Source organism: Streptomyces prasinopilosus (assembly GCF_001419695.1).
GTDB classification, from domain to species: domain Bacteria; phylum Actinomycetota; class Actinomycetes; order Streptomycetales; family Streptomycetaceae; genus Streptomyces; species Streptomyces prasinopilosus.
The window spans coordinates 1-6613 of record NZ_LIRG01000659.1 but is presented as its reverse complement, the minus strand read 5'-3'; the positions used below and the strand labels follow the sequence as shown (position 1 = coordinate 6613).

Here is a 6613-nt window from a genome sequence, read left to right as displayed (position 1 = left end):
AGGAAGGCCCCGCCGCCGTTCTCGTAGGCAACGGCGGCGGGGCCTTCCTCCTGCCGTACCTCGTCGCGCTGCTGACCGCCGGCATCCCGTTGCTCGTCCTCGAGTACTCGATCGGCCACAAGTACCGGAAGTCGCCCCCGGCGGCCTTCCGCAAGCTGTCCGGACCCGCGGAGGCGATCGGCTGGTGGCAGGTCGCGATCTGCTTCGTGGTCGCCGCCTACTACGCCGTCATCATCGCCTGGGCGGTGCGCTACGTCGGCTACTCCTTCGGCGAGCAGTGGGGCGGGGACGCCAACGCCTTCTTCTTCGGCGACTTCCTCCAGGCCGCCGAGACGCCCGGCGTCATGTCCTCCTACGTCGACGGTGTCCTCTGGCCGCTCATCGCGGTCTGGGTGGTCGTCCTCGTCATCCTGGCGCTCGGCATCCGCAACGGGATCGAGAAGGCCAACAAGTTCTTCATCCCGCTGCTGGTGCTCTTCTTCGGCGTCCTGGTCGTCCGCGCGCTCACGCTCGACGGCGCCGCCGAGGGACTGGACGGCCTGTTCCGGCCGGACTGGTCGGCGCTCGGCGACGGCAGCGTGTGGGTCGCCGCGTACGGCCAGATCTTCTTCTCGCTGTCCATCGGCTTCGGCATCATGATCACGTACGCCTCGTACCTGAAGAAGCGCTCGGACGTCACCGGCACCGCGATGGTCGCCGGTTTCGCCAACAGCGCCTTCGAGATCCTCGCGGGCATCGGCGTGTTCGCCACCCTCGGTTTCATGGCCGCGGCCCAGGGCGTCGGGGTGAACGAGGTCGCGAGTTCCGGCATCGGCCTGGCGTTCGTGGCGTTCCCGACGGTCATCTCCCAGATGCCGATGGGCGCGCTGTTCGGCGTGCTGTTCTTCACCTCGCTGGTGCTCGCCGGCCTCACCTCGCTGATCAGCATCGTGCAGGTCGTCATCGCCGCCGTGCAGGACCGCACCGGCATGCGCCGGGTCCCGGCGGTCCTGGGCGTCGGCGGGGCCATCGCCCTGGTGTCGGTCCTCGTCTTCCCGACCGACAGCGGCATCTACCTGCTGGACGCGGCGGACCACTTCATCAACCAGTACGGCATCGTGCTCGCCGCGCTGGCCTCGCTCGTCCTCGTGGGCTGGCTGCTGCGCCGGCTGCCCGCCTTCCAGGAGCACGCCAACGCCATCTCCACGATGCGGGTCGGCCGCTGGTGGCTGGTCTGCCTGGGCATCGTCACCCCGCTGGTGCTCGGCTGGATGATGGTCGACAGCCTGCGTGCGGAGTTCGCCGAGAACTACGAGGGCTACTCGACGGAGTTCCTGCTCTGGGCGGGCTGGGGCGTCGCGGCGGGGGCACTGCTCGTCGGCGTGGTCCTCAGTCTGGTGCCCTGGCGCTCCGCCGACTCCGGGCTCACCGCGGAGGCGAGTGCGGAGACCGGCGCGAAGGCGGGCCCGGGCTCCGCCACGGAGGCCGGCACGACGACCGGTACGCAGGCGGGCACGGGCTCCGGCTCTGCCGCACCCGAAGAGGGGAAGAACTGATGTCGACGAGTGCGGTCATCATGCTGATCGTGGCCATCGTGATCGTCTGGGGCGGTCTGCTGGGCGCCGTCGTCCACCTGCGCCGCCACCCCGAGCGTCCCGAGGACGACGCGGCCCCGGCGGAGCCGGCGGCCTGAGCGGTCCGGGCGCACGCGTACGGCCCCGCTCCGCGAGGAGCGGGGCCGTACGCGTACAGGGCCGTCCGGCGGGGCGGAGCCGGACGATCCGAACGGCGCCGGTTCAGCCGCCGGAGGTGTCGAGTTCGGCGTCCGCGCCGACGTCCGCGCAGGCGTAGGGGTCCTTCAGCCAGCCGTCCGGCAGCGCCACCCGGTTGTTGCCGGACGTCCGGCCGCGGGGGCCGTCGGCGCCGGTGGGCCAGGGCTGGTCCAGGTCCAGTTCGTCCAGCCCGGCCCGCAGCGCCTCGAGGGACGAGGTGACCGCGAGCCGCCTGCGCATCTCGGAACCGACCGCGAAGCCCTTCAGGTACCAGGCGACGTGCTTGCGGAAGTCGATCACCCCGCGGGCCTCGTCGCCGATCCACTCGCCGAGCAGGCCGGCGTGCCGGACCATGACGTCGGCGACCTCGCGCAGCGTGGGCCGGCGGAAGTCGTCCCGGCCCTCGAAGGAGGCGACCAGGTCGGCGAACAGCCACGGCCGGCCCAGGCAGCCGCGCCCGACCACGACCCCGTCGCAGCCGGTCTCGCGCACCATCCGCAGCGCGTCGTCGGCGGACCAGATGTCGCCGTTGCCGAGCACGGGGATCTCCGGCACGTGCTCCTTGAGCCGGGCGATGGCGTCCCAGTCGGCGGTGCCGCCGTAGTGCTGGGCGGTGGTGCGGCCGTGCAGGGCGACGGCGCTCACGCCCTCCTCCACGGCGATGCGGCCGGCGTCCAGGTAGGTCAGGTGGTCGTCGTCGATGCCCTTGCGCATCTTGATCGTGACCGGCAGGTCCCCGGCGCCGGCGACCGCCTCGCGCAGGATGGAGCGCAGCAGGTTCCGCTTGTAGGGCAGGGCCGAGCCGCCGCCCTTGCGGGTCACCTTCGGCACCGGGCAGCCGAAGTTGAGGTCGATGTGGTCGGCGAGGTCCTCCTCGACGATCATGCGGACGGCCTTGCCGACGGTCACCGGGTCGACGCCGTACAGCTGGATCGAGCGCGGTGTCTCGCTCGCGTCGAAGGTGATCAGCTGCATGGTCTTCTCGTTGCGTTCGACCAGCGCCCGGGTGGTGATCATCTCGCTGACGAACAGCCCCTTGCCGCCGCTGAACTCTCGGCACAGGGTGCGGAAGGGCGCGTTGGTGATCCCGGCCATGGGGGCCAGCACGACCGGCGGCGAGACCGGGTACGGGCCGATCGTCAGGGGCGGCGCGGCCGCGGCCGGTGCGGGGTCCGGAGCCGTGGCCGGGTTCGGGGCGGAGGGGGACGTGGACATTCCCCCATTGTCCCGCATGCCGGGGGCCCGCCCGTCTGCCGAGGGCACGCCCGCCCGGCCGGGGGCGCACCTCCCTACCCTCAAGGGTGTACCACTCATTAGTTAGCCACACTACGTAACCGCGCGTACGATGGCACCCATGTCCGAGCTCAGCCCGCGCCGGCGTCTCCTCGTACTCGCGATCTGCTGCATGAGCCTGCTCCTCGTGAGCCTGGACAACACGGTCCTGAACGTCGCCCTGCCGTCGCTCCAGCGGGACCTGCACGCGAGCACCTCCGGCCTGCAGTGGACCATCGACGCGTACACCCTCGTCCTGGCGTCGCTGCTGATGCTCGCCGGCTCCACGGCCGACCGGATCGGCCGCAGACGCGTCTTCACGGCGGGCCTGGTCGTCTTCACCCTCGGCTCGCTGCTGTGCTCGCTCGCGCCGGACCTGGAGACGCTGGTCGCCTTCCGGATGGTGCAGGCGGTAGGCGGTTCGATGCTCAACCCGGTCGCCATGTCGATCATCACCAACACCTTCACCGACCCGCGCGAACGCGCCCGCGCGATCGGCGCGTGGGGTGCGGTCGTCGGCCTGTCGATGGCGGCGGGCCCCCTGGTCGGGGGCCTGCTGGTGGACTCCGTCGGCTGGCGCTCCATCTTCTGGATCAACCTGCCGGTGGGCCTCGCCGCCCTCGTCCTGACCCTGCGCTTCGTCCCGGAGTCCCGGGCGCCGAAGGCCCGCCGCGCCGACCCGGTGGGCCAGCTGCTGGTCATCGCCCTGTTCGGCTCACTGACGTACGCGATCATCGAGGCGCCGCACGCGCCGCTCTCCACCACGGCCCCCTTCGGCGCCCTCGCCCTCGGCTCCCTGCTCGCCCTGCTCCGCTACGAGTCCCGGCGCCGTGAACCCCTCATCGACCTGCGCTTCTTCCGCTCGGCGCCGTTCAGCGGAGCCACCGTGATCGCGGTGAGCGCGTTCGCCTCGCTCGGCGGGTTCCTGTTCCTGTCGACGCTCTACCTGCAGAACGTGCGGGGCCTGGGCGCCCTGGAGGCCGGGCTGTGGATGCTCCCCATGGCCCTGCCGACGTTCCTGTGCGCCCCGCTCTCCGGCCGGCTGGTCGGCAGCCGGGGGCCCCGGCTGCCGCTGCTGGTCGCGGGCGGCGCGATGACGGCGGCCGGTCTCCTGTTCGCCCTCTTCGAGGCCGAGACGTCCGACGCCGCGCTGGTCGCCGGGTACGTCCTGTTCGGTGTCGGCTTCGGCTTCGTCAACGCCCCCATCACCAACACCGCCGTCTCCGGCATGCCCCGCGCCCAGGCCGGGGTGGCCTCGGCGGTGGCCTCCACCAGCCGGCAGCTGGGCCAGGCGCTCGGCGTCGCGGTGATCGGCGCGGTGCTGGCGGCCGGGGTGGGGTCCTCGTCGTACGCGGAGAGCTTCGCGGCGGCCTCGCGGCCCGGCTGGTGGATCATCACCGCGTGCGGGCTCGCCGTGCTGGTGGTGGGTGCGGCGACCTCGGGCCGCTGGGCCCGCGCGACCGCGCGGCGGACGGCCGAGCGGCTGGAGTCGGCGGAGATCCGCGAGGCGGCCGGAGCGGACGCCTGAGCCCGCGGCCCCCGGGCGCACGCGCTCCCCGGCGGGCCGGGTCTCCACCGAATCCCCCCTGCGAAGCGGCCCCGGCGGCGCCGTTCTTGCCGCAGACTCCTTGTCGTCCCCGGTGCTCACCCCCGATCGGGGGCACCGGATACGGCGACGACGACCACGGACACCGGAGGCCTGATGCCCCAGATCGACACGAGCGAGGTCAGCCGCTGGGACCAGCACGGGCGGCGCCACGTGGTACGGGTCCGGCGCGCCGGGGTGCAGCGCACGATCAGCTGCGGGACCTGCGACTGGCGCCTGCGCGTCCGGTTCCTGCCCTGGCTGAAGGCGCAGGAGCACCTGGTGGAGGCCCACCAGGCGACGGTGGACCCCGCCGGGAGATGAGTCCGCCCCGGGCGGCGCGGGAAGCGCCGTCCGGGGCGGGATCCGACGGAGTCGGCGGTGGTGCGGCGTCAGCAGCCGACCAGGCGGCTCGCCAGGTAGCCCTCGATCTGGTCGAGGGAGACGCGCTCCTGCTTCATGGTGTCGCGCTCGCGCACGGTCACCGCGTTGTCCTCGAGCGTGTCGAAGTCGACCGTGACGCAGAACGGCGTGCCGATCTCGTCCTGGCGGCGGTAGCGGCGGCCGATGGCGCCGGCGTCGTCGAACTCGATGTTCCAGTTCTGCCGCAGCGCCTGGGCCAGGCCCTTGGCCTTCGGCGACAGCTCCTGGTTGCGGGAGAGCGGGAGCACCGCGACCTTCACCGGGGCCAGGCGCGGGTCGAGGCGCAGCACCGTGCGCTTCTCCAGCTTGCCCTTGGCGTTGGGCGCCTCGTCCTCGACGTAGGCGTCGATCAGGAAGGCGAGCATCGCCCGGCCGAGACCGGCCGCCGGCTCGATGACGTACGGCGTCCAGCGCTCGCCGGCCTCCTGGTCGAAGTAGGAGAGGTCCTGGCCGGAGGCCTTGGAGTGGGCGCCGAGGTCGTAGTCGGTGCGGTTGGCGACGCCCTCGAGCTCGCCCCACTCACTGCCGCCGAACTGGAAGCGGTACTCGATGTCGGCGGTGCGCTTGGAGTAGTGGGAGAGCTTCTCCTTCGGGTGCTCGTACCACCGCATGTTCTCCTCGCGCATGCCGAGGCCGGTGTACCAGTTCCAGCGCTGCTCCATCCAGTACTCCTGCCACTGCTCGTCCTCGCCCGGCTTGACGAAGAACTCCATCTCCATCTGCTCGAACTCGCGGGTGCGGAAGATGAAGTTGCCGGGCGTGATCTCGTTGCGGAAGGACTTGCCGATCTGGGCGATGCCGAACGGCGGCTTGCGGCGCGAGGTGGTCTGCACCTGGGCGAAGTTGGTGAAGATGCCCTGGGCGGTCTCGGGGCGCAGGTAGGCGACGGAGCCGGAGTCCTGCGTCGGGCCGAGGTGGGTGGAGAGCAGGCCCGAGAACTGCTTGGGCTCGGTGAACTGGCCCTTGTTGCCGCAGTTGGGGCAGTTGATGTCGGCCAGGCCGTTCTCCGGGGCGCGGCCCTTCTTCTCCTCGTACGCCTCTTCCAGGTGGTCCGCGCGGAACCGCTTGTGGCAGGCGGTGCATTCGGTGAGCGGGTCCGAGAAGGTCGCGACGTGACCGGAGGCGACCCACACCTCGGGGGCCAGGATCACCGACGAGTCGATACCCACGACGTCCTCACGCGACGTCACCATGTAGCGCCACCACTGGCGCTTGAGGTTCTCCTTGAGCTCGACACCCAACGGCCCGTAGTCCCAGGCGGCACGCTGGCCGCCGTAGATCTCACTGCAGGGGAATACGAAGCCTCGGCGCTTGCTCAGGCTGACGATGGTGTCGATCTTGTCGGCGGCCACGGTGCTCTCTTCATTACGACGACGGGCGACGAAGCGAGATTGCTTCCAGCGAAGCCCTCAGGCTACCGGCGGGCCCTGCTCCCCGACCAATTCGGGGCCCACGTCAGCGCTCCGGGGCTCCCCGGCGCGGCCCCCGCCCACCTTGTTGACAACGGTTTCCATATTAGTTGAAAATGGGAGTCATGAACGTACGACGACGCCTCATACCCACGAGCGCGGTGACCGCGGTC

At 71.4% G+C, this 6613-nt stretch carries 6 protein-coding genes; 4 read left to right on the top strand and 2 right to left on the bottom strand.

Translation table 11 applies throughout. The annotated features are described in order from the left end of the window. Both AOK18_RS24090 and AOK18_RS31320 read left to right on the top strand, forming a co-directional pair. Positions 1-1535, top strand: a 1535-nt coding sequence (locus AOK18_RS24090; RefSeq protein ID WP_055695693.1) for a sodium-dependent transporter, incomplete at its 5' end; no start/stop codon positions are given. After that, entirely contained in the window at positions 1535-1672 is a 138-nt protein-coding gene (locus AOK18_RS31320) for a methionine/alanine import family NSS transporter small subunit (protein WP_074993405.1), read from the top strand. The genes AOK18_RS24090 and AOK18_RS31320, both read left to right, overlap by 1 nt. A gap of 103 nt (positions 1673-1775) precedes the next feature. Here the strand turns inward: AOK18_RS31320 and dusB are convergent, their stop codons facing one another. Next, positions 1776-2984 (bottom strand): tRNA dihydrouridine synthase DusB, encoded by a 1209-nt coding sequence (gene dusB / locus AOK18_RS24085; RefSeq protein ID WP_079105147.1) that lies wholly within the window; start codon positions 2982-2984, stop codon positions 1776-1778. Between the two features lie 121 nt (positions 2985-3105). On the opposite strand from dusB, the gene AOK18_RS24080 reads away from it, so the two are divergent. Together AOK18_RS24080 and AOK18_RS24075 are read left to right on the top strand one after the other, a co-directional pair. Further along, positions 3106-4551, top strand: coding sequence for an MFS transporter (locus AOK18_RS24080; RefSeq protein ID WP_055695691.1), 1446 nt, complete (start codon positions 3106-3108; stop codon positions 4549-4551). A gap of 174 nt (positions 4552-4725) precedes the next feature. After that, a complete protein-coding gene (locus AOK18_RS24075; RefSeq protein ID WP_055571717.1) occupies positions 4726-4932 on the top strand; it encodes a hypothetical protein in 207 nt (68 codons plus the stop codon). A gap of 68 nt (positions 4933-5000) precedes the next feature. Here the strand turns inward: AOK18_RS24075 and AOK18_RS24070 are convergent, their stop codons facing one another. After that, entirely contained in the window at positions 5001-6383 is a 1383-nt protein-coding gene (locus AOK18_RS24070; RefSeq protein WP_055571716.1) for a glycine--tRNA ligase, read from the bottom strand. Positions 6384-6613: the final 230 nt, after the last annotated feature.